A 22,531-nucleotide genomic window follows, 5' to 3' on the forward strand; every position below is an offset into this window, starting at 1 on the left:
ACATAGCCATTATTTTTTAAAAAAATAGCCCAATAATTTTTAATAAATGCGTTTGGGCCGATTGTCGCTTTTTTACTATGATACAAAATAACTTTGGCTGTGTACTTTAAACCACAAAGCTTATCCCAAAATAGTTTAAATTCGTCAGCCTAGATTTCTGTTATAATAACCCCCTAAAATATGCTAAGTGAATTCAAGGATTAATCATAGCAATGACCGACACTGTACAAACTTTTGCCCCTTCAACGCCGCACACCGATAGACCCATCGCTCGCGACAAGCCAAAACGTCCTGAAGTGGGTGAAAAACTACGTGGCCATGATAAAGTTGCCCGTATTCCGATTAAAATCATTCCAACGGTAGAAACCCCAAAAAAACCTGACTGGATTCGCGTCAAGCTGTCATCGCCGAGTGAAGTGGCGCGCATTAAATCAACCTTGCGTGAACAAAAGCTGTATACGGTGTGTGAAGAAGCGGCTTGCCCTAACCTACCCCAATGTTTTGGTGATGGCACCGCGACCTTTATGATTATGGGAGATATTTGTACCCGTCGCTGCCCATTTTGTGATGTGGCGCATGGTCGCCCCAATGCGCTCGATGAGCTTGAGCCGATTCACACCGCTGAGACCATTGCCGGTTTAGGGTTAAAATATGCAGTGATTACCTCGGTTGACCGAGATGATTTGCGTGACGGTGGCGCTCAGCATTTTGCCAATGTCATTAAAGAATCTCGTCAGTTAAGCCCTAATTGTTTGATTGAGATTTTAGTCCCTGACTTTCGCGGCCGTGAACAAGTGGCACTTGATATCTTGAGTGACACAGCGCCTGATGTGTTTAACCACAATATCGAAACCGTGCCACGTTTGTATAAAGCGTTTCGCCCGGGGTCGGATTATCAGCATTCATTACAGTTGTTAAAAGATTACAAAGCGCGTCGCCCTGATATCGTCACCAAATGTGGTTTTATGGTGGGTCTTGGCGAGACCGAAGAAGAGGTTTATGCTTTACTTAATGATTTAAAGGCGCATGATGTTGATTTAATTACCATCGGTCAATATTTGCAGCCAAGCAAATCGCATGCCCCAGTTGATAGATTTGTGCATCCTGATGAATTCGACCGTTATACGGCACACGGTAAAAAATTGGGCTTTGCAAATATTTGGGCAGGTCCGATGGTGCGCTCAAGCTATTTTGCCGATCGTCAATATTATGGTGAGCCTTGCCCGCGCCCTACCCGTGGTGCCAATCCGTTATCAGAAGCGGATATGAAAAAATCAGGCTGTTGATTTGTGCGTTGATATGTGCATTGATTTGTGAATTGGTGCATTGATTTAAAGCCGTCATTAGACGGCTTTTTTATGCTACATTATAAAATAATACTCACAGGAAATTTGCGATGAATAACAACTACACATTCTATCTGCCTAAAGTGACGCCGGTTGCCACCTTGCTAATCGTACATGGCATGGCAGAACACCAAGGGCGCTACCAACCTTTTGCGCAATTTTTGGCAAACCATGATATTGCGGTGTTGACGTTTGACCATTTAGGCCATGGACAGCAAGCCTATGATAATGGTTGCTTAGGCTATATGGGTAACCCCAATCCTGCTGAGTTGATGATTGACCATGTGATGGCGCATGCACAGTTAATCGCTGAAAAATATCCTGATATCCCCCATTTTATCTTGGGTCACAGTATGGGGTCATTTATCGTTCGCTGTATTTTGCAGCGCTATGGTGAGCAATTTGCGGGCGCAATAATTATGGGCACCTCAGATTTTAATCCGTTGGTAAACTTGTTTGTCCCTGTGACCAAAAACCTGAATCACTTTTCCACGCGGCGCACCAATCCGGTATTGGATAAGATTTTAAAACAATTTAATAACCTACCCTTTAGAAAAGAACCCGATTTACAAGGGTTTAATTGGCTCAATTCAGATCCTAAGCAAGTAAAAGCCTACCTTGATGACAAGCTTTGCGGCTTTCAGTTTACCAATAATGGCTATTTTGCGCTCATGTCGTTGATGCAAGCAGGCACCAATAAGCATTGGTATCAACAAGTACCCAGGCAGTTACCGCTGCTATTTGTCAGCGGAAAAGATGACCCTGTTGGGCAGATGGGAAAAGGCATTCCGCGTATTGTTAAACGTTTGCAACAAAATAATTTTGCCTCGGTGAGCATGCAGCAATATGAAGCGATGCGTCACGAAATCTTGCTAGAGCCTAATCACCAACAAGTTTATGACGATATTTTGGCTTGGCTCACTCACCATATCCATTAGCTTAACCCCCCTGAGTCTTACTAATAAGTCTGACTTTTCAGTGTTTAAGCAGCGTATTATAACTGTCATGATGAATAGACTATTAGCCGCGTTTTGACACGCCAGTTGCTTGTTACAAATATCGATGTGGTGTATTGAAAGATTCTAAAAAACAACCATTTAATCTAAAGTTATTGATGCAGTGAAGTTATAGGAAATGTCATTGAGTACAACTGATAAAATTAAAGTGCGTTTAGATAAATGGCTATGGGCAGCAAGGTTTTATAAAACTCGCACCCTAGCCAAGGAAGCGATTGAATCGGGACGGGTCCACCATTTTGGCAATCGCGTGAAGGTTAGTAAAGAAATAGCGGTGGGCGATGAATTGACGATTCGTCAAGGGTCAGCCAATCATTACACCCAAAAGACGGTCAAGGTGCTAGCGCTGTCTGAAGTGCGTGGCAATGCCACTGCCGCCAGTGTGCTTTATCAGGAGACCGATGCCAGTATCAGTCAACGAGAATTTTTCAGCGAACAGAAAAAACTTGCCAATCTTGCCCGCCCCGATCATCGCCCAAATAAAAAACAGCGTCGTCAGCTGAGCCGCTTTAGGGATATTAACCATTTTGGCAGTGATGAAGAAGGTTTTTAATTGGCTGTCATGGGGTCATAAAAATCCCGATTTTCTCTGTGATATTTCGTTATAATAAGCACTTTATCATTGCACTAGTCATTGCACTAGCGATGAGCACCTCTGCCGATTATTAACGATATTTTATGACCAATTTTTTTGAACCAAACCCTGCGCAGGCGAATGCTAGCTATGTAGATATTAGCGCATACAATACTATGGCATTAGCCTGTCAAGCCAAACAATTCATTCGTTTAACTCATCTGTCTGATATTGAGCCCACTTTTAAGCAACTGGCAGCCCATCAACAAGCGTTTATTGTGCTATCTAATGGTAGTAATATCATTTTGCCCGAAGTGTTGGACGCGGTTGTCGTGTCACCCAGTCTTCAAGGTAAAACTATCCTGTCTGAAGATAGCCAAACGATAACACTTGAGGTGATGGCTGGCGAGGATTGGCATACGCTCGTGGTAGACACGGTCCATCAAGGCTGGTATGGACTGGAGAATTTGGCGTTAATCCCAAGCTGGGTGGGTGGCAGTCCCGTGCAAAACATCGGTGCGTATGGGGTACAAGCTGAAGATGTGATAGACAGTGTAAAAGCGTTTCATATACCGAGTTTAACGTGGCATCATCTAAGCAAATCTGATTGCGAGTTTAGCTACCGTGACAGCTTGTTTAAACAGCAAGCAGGACAGTGGCTCATTACTAGCGTCATTTTTACCCTCAGTAAAACCGCCAAACCCAATACCCAGTATGGGGATGTGGCAAAAGTTGCACAGCACTATGCAAGCCAAGCCGGTCGCGATGAAGTCACACCCGTGGATACCATGAATGCCATCATCGACATTCGTCAAAGTAAACTGCCCGATACCAATGACTTGCCAAATTGTGGCAGCTTTTTTAAAAACCCCATCGTCGCCAAATCTCAAGTTGACCAGTTACTGCAGAGCTATCCCAATCTGGTGCATTATCCTGTCAAAGATGCCCAAGGCAATTTGACTGATTACTGCAAAGTTGCGGCTGGCTGGCTTATTGACCAATCAGGGCTTAAGGGTAAAGGCATTGCGCCGATTTTAACCCATGTGAAACAAGCCCTAGTGTTGACTAACCATGCGCCAAACGTTGCGACGCAAGGTGATGTTGCCAAAAGTATGCAATTTATACAAGAGACTGTACTGGATAAATTTGGGATAAAATTGGAAGCTGAACCGGTTTGGATTGAATCTGATGGTAGCATTCGCCAAGCTCATTAGTTATCTTGAGCGATTTTTTTCAACCATCAAACGGATTTTGACCGTTGTTGTATTGGTGGGGTGTTTAATCACACTCAGTTTTTTCACCCCGCTGTTTTCTACCATGGTATTGTTTATGTTAGACTGCTATCGCCTGCCAGAATCAGCAGTGAGCGTCAATCCTGCAACGGCGATTGTGGTGTTAGGTGGCGGATTAACCAATAATCAGCAAAATGAGATTGTGATTAATCAATTTACCGAAGGTCGATTGATTAAAGCCAGCCAAGTGTATCAGCAGACTGGCTTACCCATCATCGTCAGTGGTAAGGAGGCGCCATGGATGGCAAAATGGCTGCAAAAAAAAGGCATTATGTGGGTCGTGGCAGAAAAAAACAGCTTTAACACCTGTCAGAATGCCAAATTTACCGCAGAAATGGTCAATGTCAAACAGGTAATTTTAGTAACCGATGCGTATCATATGAACCGCTCAAGAAGGCAGTTTGCTATCAACGGCGTGGCTACTGTCCCAAGTGTCGCCCCTTTACCAAAGGCAAATGATTGGCAGCATTTTGATCAGAATCTGCAGCACTCAAGACGCGCTTTGTATGAATTGCTGGCATTCGCTCGCGATCTTGTCAAACCCCAATACGACTGCCAACCGACCAATAAATAAGTTATTTTTGAATCTCTACATTGGTGTAGCCAGCTGATTGCAAAGCAGATTTGGCTTGTTGGGCACGACTGCCGCCACGGCTATATACTTTAATGGTATCTGATTTGGCAATGCCTTGCGCCGTTATTTTGGCAAGCAATTCATTGTGTGGAATATTAATGGCACCTGCGGGATGATTCACAGAATACTCCTCTGGGGTACGCACATCAATGAGCACCGTCGCAGCGTTTGCTGTTGGCATCAATAACGCACCAACCATAACAGCCGCGCCTAAGGCAAGCAACTGTTTTTTTGAAAGCTTAAAGATTTTAGGCATCAACATCATAATTTCCTTGTAGAATTTTGAGTTTTAAAACCAAGTTAAACCTCAATGTTTAACCCACTATGATTATAGCATTCATTGTTCGCACTCAAATCACTGAGTTGCTTTGATTTGCAACCCATGTGTTTTTTTTGTAAGCATACCAAAGGCTATTTGATTGCTGCTATTTAATTACTAGTGCAACACTGCGACATTTTGCCGCATTTATTTATGCCAAAATAAGCGTATAATGGTTTTTTAAACTTAATTCGTTTGTTTACGCCAAGTAATGGGGATGCGCGATGCAAAGCATGTATTTTTTGATTCCTATTAGTTTAGTGCTATTTGTATTGGGTATTTTTGCCATTTATTACGCCATCAAATCACGCCAATTTGACGATTTGGACAATGAATCTCAGCGGGTCATTTTGGATGACAGACAATTTCGCCGCGAACAATTGGGGCAAAATCCCGCCAAGCCTTCATCTTCTCAGCCCCCAAAAATACAAGACCCTACTGACGAGCAAAAATAACGCGTTGGTGTTATTTGTTTTCCTGCTGATTTCTTTCTATTGATTTGTTTACTTTTTTTGAAAAATTTTTAGACTTTTTTGGAGCATTTTATGACTTGGGCATTATTTTTGGCAGCCTTTAGCATGGGGTTGTTTGGCTCACCGCACTGTCTGGGGATGTGTGGGGGCATTGTGACAGCTTTTGGGCTGTCTATGCAGCATGTATCGGACAGCAAAAAAAATGGCTTGATTTTGACGTATCATTTGGGGCGCCTCATCAGTTATGCCTTGCTTGGCTTGATTGCAAGTGTTATTGGGGTGGCAATCTTTCAGTCCATTATGAGTAACAGTGCGCCAAGAATTGTACTGGGTTCGGTATTGGTGTTGATTGGGCTTGCCATGCTTGGGTTACCGCTGTTTAATCAGTTAGAAAAGTTCGGGATGCGTTTTTGGCAATCGCTTGCCCCAATACGTAAAAAAGTTTTTCCGATTGATAGTTTTGGTAAAGCCTTGTTTGCTGGCCTGCTGTGGGGATTTTTGCCGTGTGGATTGGTGTATGGTGCGCTCATGATGGCGATTGCTGGCAACAACATCGCTACAGGGGCGGCTCTGATGTTTGTATTTGGACTGGGCACGATGCCGATGCTCATTGCCACGCAAAAAACTGTGGGGATGCTACAGTCGAGTATTAAAAATTTTCGCCTTCGCCAAATCAATGGGGTCATTATGATGTTATCTGGGCTTGCGGTGATTTTTATTCCGATGATGATGCACCAAAATCATAGCCAAGGTTCACATAGTCAAAGTTCACACAGTCATGCCAGTCATACCATGAATGAGAAGAGTATGCACCATGATATGGCGACGATGAATCATTCTGCTTCTAATCCTGCTTCTATGACAGCTTCGACTACCATGCCGACTACTATGCCTATGAACCATAATATGAGCCATAACATAAATCACGACATGCACAATATGAACGATAAGCACCATGAGATGGCGATGCCTGCCAGCACCAGTACCAGTCATAATCACTAGTCACTAGTCATTCATTTATATTGCCCAAAAAAACAAACCTCTTAATCGGTATATTAAGAGGTTATCGGTTGCGAATTTTTACGTTTTACGCTTAACTTGCAGTTTACATTTCTACCGCGTCATCGCCTTCGTCAAGATAGATGATATCGGTTTCATATTCAAACGCTTCATTTAACATATCTAACATTGTTTACTCCTATCCTTCTTTATCCAATGATTATGGATTTTTTATTCATTTTAAGGCTTTTGCCATTTTTTAGTTGTTTACTTACTGTTTTACGTTATCAATGCAACTTCATAACGTTATGATATTTAACGTGAGTTTGATGACAGTAGCATGAAATTCCTGTAACAGGAATATAAATTTACAAAAAATTACTTTTATTGAAGCACAATCTAGCTACCGTAAAGGTTTGTCAGTGTCGCTAAGTAGTTTTAGGGATGTTTTTGAGTCGCTGTTGCTGTTCATCATAGGCTTGTTTTTGAACGCGGTAAATTTCATACACGCACAGTTCTTCGCAGCCATTGTTGCAACATTCCCAATCTTCGGGATAGGTAGGTTCTTCAATTAGGCGTTCGCCATTAGGTAATTGATTTTCCATCATTTTCCAAATCTTCTTTTTCGCTATAATACGGTTATGATGCGCCAATAATTATTTATTATCAGGTCATCATCACGCTTTTAAAGATAATTTCTCTATGAGATTTTTCACCGCATCAATCCGCCCTTCTGGCGTAGCAAGGGCTTTGTCATCCATCATTTTTAGCCCTGTCGCCCCGTTCATTTTAAATTTTTTCGGATTCGACTGAATAAGCCCAATAATGGTAATGGCTTCCACAGGGGTGCTTGGTGAAAACTCAAAGGTGACTTGCCGCTCATTGCCATCAATCTTACTAATCTCCAGCGCTTCAGCCAATAAGCGGATTTGGTGAATGGCAAATAAATTTTTGGTCGGCTCCGGCAAACTGCCAAAACGGTCTAGCATTTCGCTGCGAATGCTAATTAGGCTGTCATAGTCTTCAGCATTAGCGATTTTTTTATAAAACAATAGCCGCTGATGCACATCACCCAGATAATCTTCAGGAATGAGTGCCGACAAATGCAAATTAATGTCACTGGTTAGCGATAATGGGGTGTTTAAATCAGGTTGTTTACCTGCTTTGATGGCTTTGGTGGCACGGTTTAGCATATCCATATACAGATTAAAACCAACCGCTTGCATATTGCCACTTTGGTTTTTGCCCAGCAGCTCGCCTGCCCCACGAATCTCAAGGTCTTCACTGGCAAGCATAAAGCCCGCCCCCAATGTGTTGGCACGGCTGATAGCGTCAAGGCGCTTTTGGGCATCGCTGCTCAAGCCTTTAATAGACGGCACAAGCAGATAACAGTAAGCTTGGTGGTGACTGCGACCAACACGCCCACGAAGTTGGTGAAGCTGGGCTATCCCGAATTTATCGGCACGGTTGATGATAATGGTGTTGGCATTGGGGATATCAATGCCCGTTTCGATAATGGTGGTACACACCAATACATTGTGTCTTTTGTGATAAAACGATTGCATGATTTGCTCAAGCTCACGTTCTTTCATCTGACCGTGAGCCACTGCCACCCGAGATTCGGGCACAAGCTCTCGCACGGTTTCTGCCATGCGCTCAATGCTTGCCACATCGTTATGCAGTAAAAACACCTGTCCGCCACGCAATAATTCACGCAAAATCGCTTCTTTGAGTAAGTTATCAGACTTTTGCATGACAAAGGTTTTAATTGCCAACCGCCTTGCCGGGGGCGTGGCGATAATCGACATGTTTCTTATACCCGATAACGCCATGTTCAGCGTACGTGGTATGGGTGTTGCGGTCATTGATAGTACATCGACATCCGATTGCATGGCTTTGATACGCTCTTTATCGCGCACGCCAAAACGGTGTTCTTCATCAACAATCATCAGACCTAAGTTGGCAAACTTGACATCTTCTTGCAAAATACGGTGGGTACCGATAACGATATCCACTTGCCCATTTGCCAAATCTGCTAAAATTTTGTCGTGTTGTTTTTTGGTGCCAAAGCGAGACAGGCTTTCAATACGAATGGGCCAATCAGCAAATCTATCCAAGAAGTTGTCTTCGTGTTGCCCAGCAAGCAGCGTCGTCGGTACTAGCACTGCCACTTGATACCCTGCTTGCACCGCAATAAAAGCGGCACGCATTGCCACTTCGGTTTTACCAAAACCGACATCGCCGCACACCAGCCTGTCCATGGGCTTATTTTGCTTCATATCAAACTTAACCGCTTCAATGGCATTGGCTTGGTCGGGCGTTTCTTCAAACGCAAATTGACTGGCAAATAGGTCATACTGGATTTGGTCAATTGGAAAGTTAATGCCCACTTTGGCATCACGGCGGGCTTGCACGTTGAGCAGTTCCGCCGCCACATCATGAATTTGGCTGAGTGCCTTGGCTTTGGCTTTATCCCATTTACCGCTACCTATGGTATGAAGCGGTGCGGTTGCCGCGTCGCCGCCCGCATAACGGCTGATGAGTTGCAGATTTGCCACAGGCACATACACACTGGCATCATCTGCATAGGTGAGATGGATGAACTCTTGCAGTTGTCTATCAATTTCAAGCGTAATCAAGCCTTGATAACGCCCAATGCCAAAATCAATATGCACCACAGGGTCGCCGATGTTAAGCTCACTGACCGATTTAACCAAAAATTCATCAGACACATCGCTTTGGCGACGGCGGCGAGTCTGTAATACCTGCCGTCCAAATAACTGGGTTTCTGAGAGAATCGCAAACTTATCGGGGAGTAACGCGCCTCGTTCAATCGGTGCAATGGTCAAGGCAATCGCAGTGCTATGCGCCTCATCCATGTTTGCAAGAAAATCGCTCAATCCTGAAACACTTTGTAAATTAAAGCGTTTTTGCAACAGCTCCGATAAAATCTCACGGCGACCCGCAGTTTCGGCAACCAATAATATCGGTTTAGCAAACCGCTCGCGAAATGCCATCAGTCTTTGTAGTGGCTCAGCAAGTTTATGGTCAACGGTTAAATCAGGTGGCGTGTCAACCACAGCATTGATTGCCCCTGCTCTGGTCTCATCAATTGGCTGTTCGCTGGTGATAATGCGAGGATATTGGGCAATTTTTTCATTAAAAATATGCGCTGCCAGATACAAATCTTGCGGTGCCACAATCGGTTTTTCGATATCGTGCCTGCGGTCATTGTAGCGAGTTTGGATTTGCTGCCAAAAATTTTGGTAAGCGGTCTCTATTTGATTATCGACAATAAACAAGCTATCTTTGGGCAAATAACTAAAAAAATCCGAGCCATTTTGCCAAGTATCCGTATCAAAGAATAACGGCTGATAATACTCCACCCCCGCGGGTGCAATGCCGTTCATCACATCGTTAAACAGCTCAAAGCGTCTAGCACTGGTATGGGCAAAGGTGCTGGCAAAATTGGCGCGAAACGTTTCTTTACCCTCATCCAGGGGAAATTCTCGCGCCGGTAAAATCTGAAAGCTGGTGATTTTACCGATGGTTTCAGCCGATTTTTTCTGACTATTGATAAACTTGACATATTGATGGGGGTCACTGTCTTTTAACTCGTCCAAATCCGCTTGTGTCAAGCTTCGCTGGGTTTGCGGGTTAAAAAAACGGATACTCTCAATCTCATCATCAAATAAATCAATGCGCACCGGAAATGGCTGACCAATAGCAAACAAATCAATCACGCTGCCACGCACAGCAAACTCCCCGGGCTCAAAGACATTATCTACCGCATGATAGCCCGCAGTCGCCAGTTTTCGGCGTTCGGTTGCCACATCAAAGGTGTCACCCACTGACAAATCAAAGTGTTGCCCCAATAACCATGATGCAGGGGCGACGCGGTGCATTAAGGTCTGCACCGAAATCAGTAAAATACCATCCGTTGGCATATGAGTAAGCAAATGAATCCGCTCAGAGACAATATCATGGTGCGGTGACAACTCATCATAGGTAAGCGTTTCCCAATCAGGAAACACATGGGCATCGACCCCACTAAATGCCAACTCTGTTTCAAGCTGATTGAGCTGATTTTGGTCACGGGTCACGACCACTTTTAGGCGGTTTTGCTGGCCGCTATCACTGCTGGTGAGGCTGGCAAGCCATAAGGCTTGGGTCATGCCTTGAAGGTTGCCCAGCCATTTTTTATCATGCTTAGCATTGTCAAACAACGATTGGTTAAGGCGAAAGGAAAGATGAGACAGTGGGTGCGTAGCATTCGTCATTGTTATCGGTCTTTTGGTTATAAGTCTTTTGAGTTAAAAAGGCGAAAAAGAATGACGTTATTGTGGGGGTTTTTGCGGCTGATTTAAAGCAAAAAATCAGCCAAATTTAGCGGATGTTGTATTACACCTTAAAGGCTTTTAACATGGCGTATTGTCGATATAGCAAAGTTCATAAACCACTGCTAATCACGGCGATTTTAAACAGATTTTTCATCATAATATCCCTAGTCGATTAGTGATTTTTGACTAAGAATGATACCGTTATTATCCGCATACACATACATGCCAGAGTTGATGGTTAGACCGCCAAAGCTGATTTCGATATCCGTCTCGCCCGCGCCTTTGCGATTGGATTTGCGGGGGATAGCGCCGAGCGCGTGTACGCCGATTGGCATTTTGCCCATATCATCCACATCTCGCACACAGCCATACACAATCACGCCAGCCCAGCCATTATCAACGCCGCTTTGTGCAATCATATCACCTAGCAAAGCGCAGCGCATTGATGCGCCACCGTCTACCACCAAAACTTTGCCATTGCCTTTCTCATCTTTGCCATTCGTGGCTAACAGCTCTTTAACCCGGCTATTGTCTTCAAAGCATTTGACGGTTACCACTTCGCCGCCAAATTTTGTGTTACCGCCATAACTAAAAAAGCGTTTGCCTTCCATGTTGGGTGCACAAACTTGACATTCTGGATTATCATCTAATAAATCACAGGTAATAAAATTCTCTAAGGTCATTTCGCTCATCATCGCTCCTTAAGTCAATTTTTTTTGGGAAGGTTAGTTTCTAAACCGCGTCATCGCTAGCATTTCACTGTTACTGATAACTTGGGTTTTTTTGGCGGTATCGACACGGTTAGCAGATTTTTCATAAGTATGTTTGATGTGCCAATTGTTGCTCACCAGCGCCATTGCCATCGCTACCCTATCGGCTTCTATGGGACGGACAGGCAGTTTTTTGGGTACGATAGGTTTGATGAGTTTGTACGCCGTCTGCGCGATGGTTTCAAGTTTACGATCATCGTGTTTGCCAAGCAGCAAAGAGGGACGAAAAATTGCCAATTCTTGAAAACCTAAATTGCCAATCGCGGTTTCAAGCTCACCTTTGACACGGTTATAAAAAAAGCGACTGTCAGCATTGGCGCCCATCGCCGATAACAAAAAAAACCGCTCTACGCCTTTTTGTTTGCAAGCTTTTGCAAATGCCACATTAAAGGTAAAGTCGATTTGCCGAAAGGCGGCTTCACTACCCGCTTCCTTAATGGTGGTACCCAGACAGCTAAAAGCATCGGTGTCTTTACCAATCGACAGCGCAGACACAAATTCATGCATTTGATTAAAATCTTTAAGCTGGTAGAAATGCATCGAATCACTCAACCCTTTTGGCTGAGAGCGCGCAATGATAATGACTTTTTGATACAAACTGCCTAGTTGAGTGAGCAATGAATTGCCTACCAAGCCGGTTGCACCGATGATTAATGCTGTGCGCTGCATAAAACAATGACCTCAGTATGAATATTTTATGAGTTTTTACTGTCATTTTATTTAATCACAGATAATCAAAACTTTCACCTACAAATACGTTTTTTTCAGCGTTGGTGGGCATTGCCCGATGGTTTTTTCGCCAATAGACGAAATACGCTCAATAATCTACCGTATAAGTTGTTATTGTAGCGTGAGTTTGCTAAAATAGCGGGCTTTAAATCCGCTTGATATCGTTAATTGTGTTTCCGTGTCTAGTGATTCAAGGATTCAAGCAACCCTAACTACCCGTGTCTGTAATAAGCGAATGGCTGCTCACTTACTAACAGATCGATTTATATTGCAAATCCAAGGAGATTTACGTGGCAAATTCTGCACAAGCTCGCAAACGCGCTCGCCAAAACGTTAAACGTCGTCAATTAAAAGCATCACAACGTTCTATGGTTCGTACTTTCATCAAACATGTGATAAAAGCCGTTGAAAATAAAAACTACGAAGCAGCGACTGAAGCTTACAAAAAAGCAGTTCCAGTGATTGACCGTATTGCTGACAAAGGCGTGATTCACAAAAACAAAGCCGCACGTCACAAAAGCCGCTTAAACAAAGCAATTAAAGCCCTTAAAACTGCTTAATTGTTTGTTGCATTAAAAAAGCCAATTCACATTGAATTGGCTTTTTTAATGCGCCCGATTTAGCTATAAAATTGATTTAATTATAAAAAAAAGCTGAAATCGAAATTTCAGCTTTTTTTATTTAGCTTACCTAAAAGCCCATCGATGCGTTTCCTCAGGGATTTAATTATGCTTTTAATTCAGCTAGGACTTGCTCACTGACTTTATCAATCGCTTGTGTGCCATCAATTTTGGCATAACGTGGCGCGTTTTGACCCGATTTTGCCAAGTCTTGATAAAAACCAACCAAGGCTTCTGTTTGGTTATGATAAGTGGCTAAACGATCGCGGATGGTATCTTCTTTATCATCCTCACGCTGAACCAAGTCTTCACCGGTTTCGTCATCTTTACCTGCCACTTTGGGTGGATTATAGACCACATGGTACACGCGACCTGAAGCAGGATGAGAACGACGACCCGACAAACGAGACACGATTTCTTCATCAGGTACGGCAATTTCTACCACGTTATCGATGTGTACGCCTGCATCGGCTAACGCTTGCGCTTGTGGAATGGTACGGGGAAAGCCATCAAAAATATAGCCGTTGGCGCAATCTGGCTGCGCAATACGGGCTTTAACTAGGTTGATAATTAAATCATCTGAGACAAGTCCACCGGCATCCATGATACTTTTGGCTTGTTTGCCAAGCTCAGTACCTTCTTTGATAGCGGCGCGTAGCATATCACCTGTTGAGATGTGTGGAATATTAAATTCCTTGGTGATGATTTGTGCTTGGGTACCCTTACCAGCGCCAGGTGGCCCTAAAAGAATAATACGCTTCATAAACCTATTCCTTAAGTCGAAATTATTAAAATCGCCCTATCTCATTACTGCAATAGCAAAAAAGACCCACAAATGCTGTGTTCAAATAACTAACAGTTTTGAAATACTGGGTTAACAATACTCGTTAACCACTAAAATCTCAAGCAATTTTTGCAAAATAATTTAAATTGATAGGGGTATTAAAAATAAAAATGTGGCAAAATTTAACCCACCCCCTATTCAATTAAGCCCCTATTCAATCAAGGGAGTTTTATTATGATTTAAGGCACGATTTTATCAATCAGTACCGTTGTCGAGTCAGCCGTTTTCTCTAGCGGTACTGGGTTACTCGTCAAGTCGCCACTTTGCGGCATGGCGTCACCTGACGCACTAACCCGAGCAGTAATCACCAAGGGCTCATTGGCGCTAATCGCCGAGCTTAAGGTCATGGTCGGCATGATGCTATCGTTATCGCTGATGTTAATTGCCATACCATTGATGGTTAAGCTATCTGCTGACAGTTTTTTGGCAGCAACAGGGGGACCACCTGCCATCTTACGCACATTAACAAATAAGCTTTGGCCTTTTTCCACCCGTCCTAATATCTCAGGGGTGACTTTGACATTGACTGTAATCGCCTGCTTGCCTTGGGCTTCTCGCTGATTGATAGTCTGCTCAAGTTCAGATAAGCTGTTTAAGGCTTGGGTATGATCGCCAGGACGTGCTTGGATTTCGCTGCGTAGCAATTCTACCCATTTTCGAGACTGCGCGTAGTTGCCCGCTCGCATTTCACCCATTGCCATCAGCATTTGTGCGCCTTGGTGTTTGGGACTTTTGGCTAAAATATGCTCAACCACTTGACGGGTTTTGTCATCCATCACGCCGCCTTGGGTAAAAAATCTCGTTTGCGCGTAGGTGATGGCGATTTTTTCATCATCAGGATTGAGACGATACGCCCTTGCCAAGGCTTCAATTGCTTGCTCGGGTGCTTGCAAGGCTACAAACACTTCAGACAGACGAAACCAACGCAGCGGATCGGTGGCATGATGATGCACGTTGGTCTGCATGGCGCTAATGAGCCCCACGCTGTCTTTGGTCGCCCATTCTGGCGGGGTATCGATTTTTGCGGTCAATAAATCATCCGCGACTTGTCCCAAGCGATTTTGTGCATCCCATAATTGATAGACGGGCGTGCGGTCGCCAATCATCACATAAGCCATCACAGATAATAGCGGAATCCAGATGATAACTATCAGACGGCTTTTCCAATTGGGGGTAAAATGTCTGGTATCTTGATTGTCACTGATGTCTAGTAATTGACGCTCTAACGCCAGTTTTTGGGTTTGATAAGTCGCCTCATCGATTTGACCCTCGGCAAAATCGGCATCAAGCTCCTCCAGCCGTTGTTTAAATACTTCAATATTGAGCGTTAGTAGCTGATTATCAGCGCGATTGGCGATGGCGTGATGGTCTTGGGTTTGCAACCAAGGCAACAAAATAAATACCGCAAGCGTGATAGCAAACAAAAGTGCGACAATGATAAAAATAATTAGCGTTGACATTAATTTTCCTTAGCCACTGCTTGATTGATTTCACCAGTTTTAGCATTGGCAGCGTTATCATTGGCGTTTAACAAGTCTTGTAATCGCTGTTGTTCGGCGGCTGAGAGTGGCGCATAACCCTCTTCTATGGGATTGGCGATGGCAGCGGCACGTTTTGACGAATTACGGTTACGAATAAACCAAGCCAGCATCACAAACACCAACAACACAGGCGGAAAAAACCATAAAATCCAGGTGGATGGCCGCACGGGTGGTTTGTAGCTAATAAAGTCACCATAACGCTCATTCATATACTGGCGAATTTCGGCGTCGGAACGACCGTCTTTGACCATATCATAGGTCTTTTGTTTTAAATCTTGGGCAATTGGCGCATCGGAACCTGCCAAGTTTTGGTTTTGACATTTTGGACAACGAAATTCTTCAATGAGCGCCCGATACTGGGCTTCTTGGCGCGGGTTGTCAAATTGGTAAGTATCAATGTTTGCCCAAGCTGACATGGATAACCCTGCGACTAGCAACACCATCGCCATCGCCCTGACTATCAAATGACGAATTTTTGCAAATGTGATATTCATTGGCACACCTCACGGATTTTAGCATCGGCGGCTTGTTCACGCAGCGCAGTCATACAAGGCAATACTTGTTTGTTGTAGCGCTCTTCGTTGATTTCACCCAAGATATGCTGGCGCACATTGCCTTTGTCATCAACCACAAACGACTCTGGCACACCTGTCAGACCCAAATCAATGCCAAAACTCCCTTCTTTATCTTGCACATTGAGGATAAATGGGTCTTCATGGGTGTTGAGATAATCGAGCGCGTCTTTGGTTTCATCTTTATAATTAACCCCAACAATCGGTACGCCTGTCTTTGACATTTGCAGTAAAAACGGGTGTTCAACTTTACAAGTCGCACACCAAGACGCCCATACATTGAGTAAAAATGGCTGCTTGGGTAGCTGTGCTTGGGTAATCATTTGTGATGGGTTACCCAAAGACGGTAAGCTAAAACTTGGCAAAGCGCGATTGAGCGAGGTGTTGGTCACTATGGTGGTATCTTTGCCCAACCGCGTATAAAACAGCGCAATGATAATCAAAAAAAGCACCAAAGGAATTAAAAACCAAAGTTGTCTTTTACGCATTGCCATGAGGACTCTCCTGACCTAAATCACTGTCATTTTTTACCAACACAGGCGCGATTGCCGCTGCTGTGTTAATCGCTGCCAAATTCTCCGACTTATTATCATTCATATCAGCAAGTCTCGGCAGTTTACGATAACGTTTATCAAACATACTTAAAATCGCACCGAGCGCCAGCACAAAACCGCCCCACCACACCCAGCGTACACCAGGTTTGATATAGATACGTACCGCCCATTTATCGGCATCATCTTCCGTTTGATTAACCCCTAAAATCGGTTCACCCATTGCCATATAGATATCTCTTAATGGGTTGTACTGGATAGACGCTTCGGTCATGGGCATTTGACTGACCACATAATGGCGTTTTTCTGGATAAAGGGTCGCAACTAGTTGGTTATTTTTACGAACACTGACGACCGCTTGGGTAGCATCGAAGTTTGCGCCGCGAATTTTTTTTAGCTCATCCATCGTGAACTGGTAGCCCTGCACTTCAACCGATTGGTTTTTTTGCATGGCAATGTCTTTTTCGATACTTAAGCTTGTGGTAATGGCAATGCCCATCACGGATAGTAAAATACCCAAATGCGCCAGCTGCATTCCCCAATAGCCCATGTGCAGACGTTTTAGCCCAGCGCCAAACGAGCGCGCGTTACGGGTTTTGTCTTTGATATCAATTACCATCCATACCAATACCCATAGACACAGTGCCGCTGACATAAAGATATTGATATCGATGCTACTGACCAAGAAATAGCTTAAAACCCCGGCTAACACAAAACAGCTGGCTAAAATCGCCAAGCCTGTACCCAAAAATGGACGGGTGTCTTTTTTCCAGCGGCTGACCGGTCCAATGGCTAAAAACAACAACAATAACCAAGTTAACGGCACAAATAACGCATTAAAGTAAGGCGCACCAACCGATACTTGACCGAGTTTTAACGCATCAGCCAGCATTGGATAAAGTGTGCCAATCACCACCACGATGGTTGCGACTAATATAATAATGTTATTGATGACCAATAACGTCTCACGAGATTTGAGCTGATAATGGCTTTCTTGGGTCAAACGCCAACCGCGCCACGCAAACAGCGCCAGACCGCCACCGATGACCACGCCCAAAATCACTAGGATAAACAGACCGCGGGTGGGGTCTGCGGCAAATGAGTGAACCGAGGTAATGACCCCTGAGCGCACCAAAAACGTACCCAATAAACTCAAGGCAAAGGTGAAAATCGCCAACATAATCGTCCAGGCTTTGAACACGCCGCGCTTTTCGGTAACTGCCAATGAGTGTAATAATGCCACGCCACCGAGCCAAGGCAGAAGGGACGCGTTTTCCACAGGATCCCAGAACCACCAGCCGCCCCAGCCAAGCTCGTTGTACGCCCACATGGAGCCAAACACGATACCCAGTGTCAAACAGCACCAAGCCGCTAGTGTCCAAGGACGCGACCAACGCGTCCACACCGCATCTAACCGACCTGCCCATAAGGCTGCCATGGCAAAAGCAAACGGTACCACCGCGCCCACATAGCCCATATACAGCATCGGCGGGTGAAAAATCAACCCAGGGTCTTGGAGTAGTGGATTCAAATCTTTGCCATCCACTGGGATGCTGGGTAAGCTGCGATTAAAGGGTGACGACACAAAAATCACCATGCTTAGCATCATCATTTGCACAAAAGATATCACCACCAACACGCGTGCGCGCATGGCAAGCGGCAAGCTTCGACTAAAAACAGCCACCGCCGCGCCCCAAGCCGCCAAAATGGTGACCCACAGTAACAGTGAGCCTTCATGCCCGCCCCACGTGGCGGATAAGCGATAGTACCAAGGTAGCAGAGAATTTGACTGATTGGCGACATAAATCAACGTAAAATCATTGGCATAAAACCCATACATCAGGCACAAAAATGACGTACCGGTTGCCAAAAACTGAGCAATGGCAAGACTTCCCGCCAGTCGTTGCCAAGCAGGTTGGTGTTTAAATACCCCCACTGCTGGCAAAATAACCTGTAAAATGGCAATCACCAAGGCTGAAATAAGCGCAAAATAGCCCAATTCAGTAATTAACATACCCACTGCTCCTATCGCTGTAGTGGTTATCACACTGTAGAATTTTCACCAAAAAAATGGGTAAAACTAATAAAACACCAATATCAAATGTATCCAGCCCGCCAAAAACCCTGTCGCACCGCCCAAAATAATCAGTGTTAATTCATCTTCACGAAAGGCAGGGCGCAACAGATTTTGAAATTCATTGGGCGTCAATGCACGAATGCGGTCTCGAAACAGCCCAAAGATTTTTTCTGCGCGGCTAAGGTTAAGCTCAGGATTGCTCATCGGCAGCATGGTCGCTGCAATCGACTTATCAATAATCACGTGCTTAAGCTGACCAAACTCTTTACGACCCAAACCAAATTTCAAGCTGGTTTGAATCACCTGTGATTCCAAAACTGGGTTTAGGTGTTTTTTAATCAGTTCACGCGTTTGCATCGCACGGCTGCCATACATCATTTCATGCATGATGTTTTTGAGCGTGACCAAATCTTTGACCACAATCTCAGCAAACACCTCAGAGACCTCAGGCTGGCGTTTCATAAAACCACCTTGCCAGTTAAATTGTCCCATATGCGGTTTTTCAAAGCGAATAAACGGCACTGATTTACTAAAACTAAAAAATTTGGGAAAACGGTAATAATGCGGCTCAATCGGATTAAATACCATCCAAATGGCAATCCAGTTGGTCAACAGCCCCCAAATCGCGGCAAAAAATGGCACCGTCCAATGCTGCGGCACAAACCAAAAAATCGCCATCTGCAAAATACCAAATACAAACCCAATCAGCGCACTGATATGCCAAATAAAATCAATCTCTTTTTGACCTACCTTCAAAAACATCCGCACCATCAGCGCACGGTCGCTTTCCATCTTGTTGACAATCATCTCGCGCATATCAACCAAGTTTTCGACATTGTAGGTCAAGTCGAGCACCAGATTTTTCATGATAGCTGGCAATTGCTCGTGTCCATACGCATAGATACGGCGTTTGACAGCAAAAGGCAAATTCGCCCACAGCGTTGCCGAGCGCTCATTCATGATTTCATCAATCAGCAAATCCAAGTTTTGGTTCATGGTTTGGCTGATAAAATCCGCCACTTCTTCAGGGTGCATGGCTTGGAAAAACTCATCGAGCGAGCCAAGCTTGGATAAAGTTTGGTCAACGATAATCCCAGATATTTTACCCGCTTTGCGTGGCACAATGCCCTGCCAGCCGATACCGCCGCCTGGGAAGCCTTGAATCTTAATCCCCCAAAAATGAATGGGATAAAATAGCATCTTGAGCGCCATCCATACATGCGCCCAAGTCACGACTGCTGTCACAAATGGAATGGTCAGCATGGCGAAAAATTGCGGATGGGTTGCAAGCTTGTGCCAAATTTCTGCAAACATATCAAAAAAGCTCACATGGTGAAAAAGCTAAAATCAAAGGACAATAAAACCGAGATGACATTATAAGGTTTGCTTAAAAACGTCTATAATATAAGTGCGTTAATAAGGGTGCGTTCAAACTGCTAGATTTTAGCACAGAAAGATATATTTTGCCTGAAGAAGTTATATTTTTAGCGGTTTTGATTCCCTATGTTGCCATCCATATTGCCGTCAATGCTGCTATCATAATTTGATACATTTTTTTGTCAGCAGCCGTTAGTTATTTGCGATTTTGACAGGATTTTGACATGCTTATTTGCCACGTTTTATGCTAGTATATCGCTCTTAAATTTTGATTTAAGCCATCAGACTTAAGCCACCCATAGTTGCACAAATATAGTTGCACAAATAGCTGGGTGATATCCCTAAATTTGCATTAAGTTAAACGTTCATCGCACCGTGACCCTTTTTAAAACCGTTCTAATTGCTGTTACCCGCTTATGAAACCACCCCATTCTTCAGATATGCAACGTGAAAATCTTATCTTTCGCCGCCGGATAATTTTGGCATCGGTGTTTGTTTTTTTGGGCTTGGTTGGCTTGATTGTACGCTATGCTTATCTACAAATTTACACCCACGACCAGTACGTTACCCAGTCTGACAATAATCGTATCAAGCTGATTTCTGCGCCGCCCAGTCGCGGCTATATTTATGACCGTAACGGCGTGATTTTGGCGGATAACCAGCCTGTTTTTACCGCTGTCATCAGCCCGGATGAAATTGACAATCCTGACAATACCTTGGCACTACTCACCCCGATTTTTCAGTTGACCCCTGAAGAAATCAGTGAGGCGTCAAAAGCCCTTAAAAAAAGTAAAAACGAACCTGTCACCATTAAAATCGGACTGACTGAACAGCAAGTTGCCCAGTTTAGTGAACGTAAACCGTTTTTTAAAGGGGTGACGATTCAAAGTAAACTCACGCGCACCTATCCCTACAGTGATTTGTTTGCCCATGTGATTGGCTATGTTGGGCGTATCAGCGACAATGATAGTAAAAAGCTGGATAAGAAACTGTATGCGGGCACCGATTTGATTGGTAAAACAGGGATTGAAAAATATTACGAGCCGCTGCTACTGGGCAAACCCGGTTATCAATCAATTGAAACCAATGCTTATGGCGATATCATCAAAAAACTCGATACCAAACCGCCCATTCCCGGCAATGATATTTATCTAAGCCTTGATTATGGCTTGCAAAAGGTGGTGAGTGATGAACTTGCTGGAAAAAGAGCGGCTTTGGTAGCAATGGATCCTAACACAGGCGAGATACTTGCATTTGTTAGTAACCCAAGCTTTGACCCAAACCCCTTTATCACTGGGATTAGTAGCAGAGAATACAAGGCGCTGCAACAAGACCCCGACATGCCACTGTACAACCGCGCCTTGCAAGGTCAATACCCGCCCGCCTCAACCATTAAGCCTTTTGCTGGGCTTGGTCTGTTAGATGCTGGTATCGTGACTTGGGACAGTACCATATATGACCCTGGGTATTTTAGTATTCCAGGTAATAAGCACAAATTTAGGGACTGGAAAAAATCGGGTCATGGCACGGTTAACTTGACCAAATCGATTACCCAATCTGTTGACACCTATTACTACAAGAATACCTATGAGTTAGGTATTGATAGAATGCATGACTGGATGACGCGGTTCAACTTTGGTAAAAAAACAGGTATTGATTTACCGGGAGAAAAAACCGGTGTCTACCCTTCAACGGCATGGAAGATGAAAACCTATAAAAAGCCTTGGTTACCAGGCGACACTGTCTCTGCCAGTATCGGTCAAGGGTATTTTTTGGCGACCCCTTTACAAGTTGCAAATGCAACTGCCATTTTAGCAAATGCAGGAAATCACTTGACGCCCCATCTATTGAGCAAAACCACGGGGGCTGTTAAATATTCACCTGCCAATAAACCAGACGGTAAAATTCCATTTAGAGGCACTGAGCAAGATTGGCTCAAAATGCAGACTGCCATGGAATTAACCGTAAAATCGGGTACCGCGAAAGGGGTGTATACTGATCGTTACCGTTTGGCGGGTAAAACAGGTACTGCGCAAGTTAAATCTATTGCTCAAGGCAAGCGTTATAACGAAGCAGCACTGAGTGAGCGTCACCGTGACCATGGATGGTTCATAGCATTTGCACCTGTTGATAACCCACAAATAGCGGTGGCTGTGATAGTTGAAAATGGACGTGGGGGTAGCAAGGTGGCACCCATTGCTCGAAAAGCGATTGATTATTGGTTACTTACGCGTCATAACAATCCAATCACGCCACCCTCGCCTGAACAACTTGCCAAAATCAATGCGGAAAAACAGCAACTACGACTGCAGCGCCAAGAAGCGATTTTGTCAGGTAAACCTATTGTCTCAAAACCCAGCTTATCCAAATCTACTGCCGCCGAACTCACTGCAGTGGGTGACGCTGACTGACGTAATGTACGATGTCAAAACTATGACTTCCAAACCATGATTTCCA

At 44.2% G+C, this 22,531-nt stretch carries 20 protein-coding genes; 9 read left to right on the forward strand and 11 right to left on the reverse strand.

The window, feature by feature from the left end; genetic code table 11:
- The first annotated feature begins 212 nt into the window (after positions 1–212).
- From lipA to AXE82_RS02125, 5 genes are all read left to right on the forward strand, one after another.
- Positions 213–1,286 carry a lipoyl synthase gene (gene lipA, locus AXE82_RS02105; RefSeq protein WP_082741389.1) on the forward strand — a complete coding sequence of 358 codons (1,074 nt, stop codon included), beginning with the start codon at positions 213–215 and terminating at the stop codon, positions 1,284–1,286.
- A 110-nt stretch (positions 1,287–1,396) separates the two neighbouring features.
- Complete coding sequence (locus AXE82_RS02110) at positions 1,397–2,284, forward strand: alpha/beta fold hydrolase (RefSeq protein ID WP_062330837.1); 888 nt, start codon at positions 1,397–1,399, stop codon at positions 2,282–2,284.
- Between the two features lie 196 nt (positions 2,285–2,480).
- Entirely contained in the window at positions 2,481–2,915 is a 435-nt protein-coding gene (locus tag AXE82_RS02115) for an RNA-binding S4 domain-containing protein (RefSeq protein ID WP_062330841.1), read from the forward strand.
- Between the two features lie 125 nt (positions 2,916–3,040).
- Positions 3,041–4,150, forward strand: coding sequence for a UDP-N-acetylmuramate dehydrogenase (gene murB, locus AXE82_RS02120; protein ID WP_062330844.1), 1,110 nt, complete (start codon positions 3,041–3,043; stop codon positions 4,148–4,150).
- Entirely contained in the window at positions 4,125–4,802 is a 678-nt protein-coding gene (locus AXE82_RS02125) for a YdcF family protein (RefSeq protein WP_062330848.1), read from the forward strand. The genes murB and AXE82_RS02125 overlap by 26 nt, the downstream gene beginning before the upstream one ends.
- Before the next feature lies 1 nt (position 4,803).
- Here the strand turns inward: AXE82_RS02125 and AXE82_RS02130 are convergent, their stop codons facing one another.
- Entirely contained in the window at positions 4,804–5,124 is a 321-nt protein-coding gene (locus AXE82_RS02130) for a rhodanese-like domain-containing protein (protein ID WP_227713344.1), read from the reverse strand.
- A gap of 281 nt (positions 5,125–5,405) precedes the next feature.
- Here AXE82_RS02130 and ccoS point away from each other — a divergent pair, with 281 nt between their 5' ends.
- Positions 5,406–5,636: a cbb3-type cytochrome oxidase assembly protein CcoS gene (ccoS, locus tag AXE82_RS02135; protein ID WP_050325577.1), complete on the forward strand. Its 231-nt coding sequence runs from the start codon at positions 5,406–5,408 to the stop codon at positions 5,634–5,636.
- A gap of 90 nt (positions 5,637–5,726) precedes the next feature.
- Positions 5,727–6,656, forward strand: a complete 930-nt coding sequence (locus AXE82_RS02140) for a sulfite exporter TauE/SafE family protein (protein ID WP_062330851.1) — start codon at positions 5,727–5,729, stop codon at positions 6,654–6,656.
- 425 nt (positions 6,657–7,081) lie between these two features.
- On the opposite strand, the gene AXE82_RS11860 is transcribed toward AXE82_RS02140, so the two are convergent.
- From AXE82_RS11860 to AXE82_RS02155, 4 genes are all read right to left on the reverse strand, one after another.
- Positions 7,082–7,258 (reverse strand): oxidoreductase-like domain-containing protein, encoded by a 177-nt coding sequence (locus AXE82_RS11860; protein WP_082741390.1) that lies wholly within the window; start codon positions 7,256–7,258, stop codon positions 7,082–7,084.
- Between the two features lie 72 nt (positions 7,259–7,330).
- Positions 7,331–10,933: a transcription-repair coupling factor gene (mfd, locus tag AXE82_RS02145; RefSeq protein ID WP_062330855.1), complete on the reverse strand. Its 3,603-nt coding sequence runs from the start codon at positions 10,931–10,933 to the stop codon at positions 7,331–7,333.
- Positions 10,934–11,157: 224 nt separating this feature from the next.
- Complete coding sequence (gene rraA / locus AXE82_RS02150) at positions 11,158–11,676, reverse strand: ribonuclease E activity regulator RraA (protein WP_062334703.1); 519 nt, start codon at positions 11,674–11,676, stop codon at positions 11,158–11,160.
- A 42-nt stretch (positions 11,677–11,718) separates the two neighbouring features.
- Positions 11,719–12,432 (reverse strand): NAD(P)H-binding protein, encoded by a 714-nt coding sequence (locus tag AXE82_RS02155; RefSeq protein ID WP_062330859.1) that lies wholly within the window; start codon positions 12,430–12,432, stop codon positions 11,719–11,721.
- 350 nt (positions 12,433–12,782) lie between these two features.
- Between AXE82_RS02155 and rpsT the strand changes: the two genes are divergently transcribed.
- On the forward strand, positions 12,783–13,052 hold the full coding sequence (gene rpsT, locus AXE82_RS02160; protein WP_036598071.1) for a 30S ribosomal protein S20: 270 nt from the start codon (positions 12,783–12,785) through the stop codon (positions 13,050–13,052).
- A 166-nt stretch (positions 13,053–13,218) separates the two neighbouring features.
- Here the strand turns inward: rpsT and adk are convergent, their stop codons facing one another.
- The 6 genes from adk to AXE82_RS02190 all read right to left on the reverse strand — a co-directional run bounded on the left by adk (position 13,219) and on the right by AXE82_RS02190 (position 20,011).
- Positions 13,219–13,875, reverse strand: a complete 657-nt coding sequence (adk, locus tag AXE82_RS02165; RefSeq protein WP_062330863.1) for an adenylate kinase — start codon at positions 13,873–13,875, stop codon at positions 13,219–13,221.
- Positions 13,876–14,135: 260 nt separating this feature from the next.
- Positions 14,136–15,416: a c-type cytochrome biogenesis protein CcmI gene (gene ccmI, locus AXE82_RS02170; RefSeq protein WP_062330867.1), complete on the reverse strand. Its 1,281-nt coding sequence runs from the start codon at positions 15,414–15,416 to the stop codon at positions 14,136–14,138.
- The gene (locus AXE82_RS02175) at positions 15,416–15,946 is read right to left on the reverse strand and encodes a cytochrome c-type biogenesis protein (RefSeq protein WP_062334705.1); all 531 of its coding nucleotides are present in this window, start codon (positions 15,944–15,946) and stop codon (positions 15,416–15,418) included. The genes ccmI and AXE82_RS02175 overlap by 1 nt, the downstream gene beginning before the upstream one ends.
- A 41-nt stretch (positions 15,947–15,987) precedes the next feature.
- Positions 15,988–16,563 (reverse strand): DsbE family thiol:disulfide interchange protein, encoded by a 576-nt coding sequence (locus AXE82_RS02180; RefSeq protein WP_062330870.1) that lies wholly within the window; start codon positions 16,561–16,563, stop codon positions 15,988–15,990.
- Positions 16,550–18,634: a heme lyase CcmF/NrfE family subunit gene (locus tag AXE82_RS02185; protein ID WP_062330872.1), complete on the reverse strand. Its 2,085-nt coding sequence runs from the start codon at positions 18,632–18,634 to the stop codon at positions 16,550–16,552. Before AXE82_RS02185 ends, AXE82_RS02180 begins: the two co-directional genes overlap by 14 nt.
- A 66-nt stretch (positions 18,635–18,700) precedes the next feature.
- Positions 18,701–20,011 (reverse strand): DUF445 domain-containing protein, encoded by a 1,311-nt coding sequence (locus AXE82_RS02190; RefSeq protein ID WP_062330874.1) that lies wholly within the window; start codon positions 20,009–20,011, stop codon positions 18,701–18,703.
- Positions 20,012–20,490: 479 nt separating this feature from the next.
- On the opposite strand from AXE82_RS02190, the gene mrdA reads away from it, so the two are divergent.
- Positions 20,491–22,485: a penicillin-binding protein 2 gene (gene mrdA, locus AXE82_RS02195; RefSeq protein ID WP_062330876.1), complete on the forward strand. Its 1,995-nt coding sequence runs from the start codon at positions 20,491–20,493 to the stop codon at positions 22,483–22,485.
- The last annotated feature ends 46 nt before the right edge of the window (positions 22,486–22,531 follow it).

It is taken from the genome of Moraxella osloensis (assembly GCF_001553955.1).
Taxonomy (GTDB): Bacteria; Pseudomonadota; Gammaproteobacteria; order Pseudomonadales; family Moraxellaceae; genus Faucicola; species Faucicola osloensis.